General features: G+C 48.0%; 2 pseudogenes. Both read right to left on the bottom strand.

Annotation, left to right across the window (positions count from 1 at the left end):
- Nucleotides 1–266, bottom strand: a pseudogene (locus tag A918_RS22160) (hypothetical protein); the annotation flags it as partial.
- A 273-nt stretch (nucleotides 267–539) separates the two neighbouring features.
- Nucleotides 540–1,698, bottom strand: a pseudogene (locus tag A918_RS21150) (IS3 family transposase).
- Between the last annotated feature and the right edge of the window lie 353 nt (nucleotides 1,699–2,051).

Below are 2,051 nucleotides of genomic sequence, written 5' to 3'. Positions count from 1 at the left end.
AAAACCGGCTCAACAGTATAGACGACTTCAGCAGGTGAAACTCTTGCCTTAAAGTCATTGATAATCGAGCAGACTGTTTTCTCGTGATTGTTTTCTACAATTAAAAAACAGATCTGTATCCCTTCCGGAATATTCAGACGGGCATAAGACATCAGCAATTTTTGCAGCATAACGGGACGATCTCTTGTGATCGTGCCGATGCAAATTTTCCGGTGCGTTTTTGAAATCAAAAACAATTCCCCCTGTGACCCGACTTTCATTCCCATCTATCTGCGCGTGAGATAGTTTCCTCACACTCAAAATAAAAAATTCATTAATGGGAGTATTTAATATCAATAGCATTGGGGTTTGTTATTTTCTTTAATAAAATGATTTTTTGTCAAAAACTGATCAGAAAAATCGCATTAATGTGAAAATAAAAATATACAATTTTTTGACTATTTTACCTTATTTGCCTGTTTGCTTCGCCAATTGGACCAAATATTAAAACAATTGATAAGAAAAGTGGCCTGCCCCCACGAGGTGATCCGTTTGGAATGTTAGTGCATGATCGGTCTGCTTGCCACTGCTGGTGTTGACGCTGGCCCATTTGTGGAGGCCAGACGGCTGCTTCGGGTGCCGGTGGTTTGTAGCCCAGTGATGAATGTGGCCGCACTGTGTTGTAATGCTGTCTCCAGTTTTCGATGATGATCTTCGCTTCCTTGAGCGTGTAGAAGATTTCGCCGTTGAGCAGTTCGTCACGGAGTTTCGAGTTGAAGCTCTCGCAATAGCCGTTTTCCCATGGACTGCCCGGCATGATGTAGGCGGTTTTGGCACCGACTGCTGCGATCCACTCCCGGAGTGCTTTGGCGATGAACTCCGGGCCATTGTCCGAACGAATATGGGTGGGGATGCCGCGCAAGATGAAGAGGTCGGAAAGCACGTCGATAACATCGACTGCCTTCAGCTTTCTCTCGACCCTGATGGCGATGCATTCCCGCGTGAACTCATCAATCACGTTGAGCATGCGGATTTTCCTGCCGTTGTGCGTCCGGTCCTCGACAAAGTCGTAGGACCAGACATGATTTGGGTATTCCGGTCGAAGCCGAATGCACGAGCTGACGTTCAGCCACAAACGGCTGCGTTTCGGTTGCTTGTGCGGCACTTTCAGCCCCTCCCGTCGCCAGATGCGCTCAACCCGCTTGATGTTCACGATCCAGCCAGCCTGGTGCAGCATCGCCGTGATGCGACGATAGCCATAGCGACCATATTGGAGGGCGAGCGCTGTGATGTCCGCAGTCAATGATGCTTCATCATCCGGGGTCTTGGCGATCTTGCGCTGCGTGGAACGATGCTGACCCAAGACTCAGCACGCCCGTCTCTCGGACACCTTCAGTTCATCGATCACATGGTCCACGCAAGCGCGGCGACGGGCGGGGCTCAGAAGTTTCCCTTGGCGGCCTCGGCAAGGATCATCTTATCCAGCGTGAGATCAGAAACAGCCCGCCTCAGCCGGGCATTCTCTGCCTCCAGTTCCTTTAGCCGCTTTACCTGATCGCCCTTCAATCCACCGTATTCGGAACGCCATCGGTAATATGTAACTTCTGTAACACCTATCGACCGGATCGCTTCCGCCATCGATTTTCCTTGCGCATTCAGCACATCAACCTGACGAAGCTTCGTGACAATCTCTTCTGCCTTATGTCTTTTCGCTGCCATTTCAATGTCCTTCTACGGCTCATAAGCCATACTTCATGAAGGATCACTTTTCAGGGGGCAGACCAGTAGCATAACAAACACTGTCACTTTTGCTGGTTGCGCAAAGGGTTTGTAATCGCCTGATTTCTTCCGGGGCTTGTTAATATAAACTATTAACTTAAACGAAATCCATACACTAAGAGGATGTGTTTTTTAAATATTACTGAAAAGCGAAAAATTTTTCGCGCTGAAGGTCGTGAGGATTCGGTAAGGCCGTTATCCCATCATTCGTAATCCCTTAATTGAACCTGCTTTTAATACATACTCGCGAGAAAATGTTTAGAAGGTAGATCTTAGGTGGTTGAATACACGGA

It is taken from the genome of Pseudochrobactrum sp. AO18b (genome assembly GCF_000409565.1).
Classification (GTDB): Bacteria; Pseudomonadota; Alphaproteobacteria; order Rhizobiales; family Rhizobiaceae; genus Pseudochrobactrum; species Pseudochrobactrum saccharolyticum.
The sequence above is the reverse complement of the archived record's forward strand: the minus strand, read 5'-3'. Positions and strand labels throughout refer to the sequence as shown.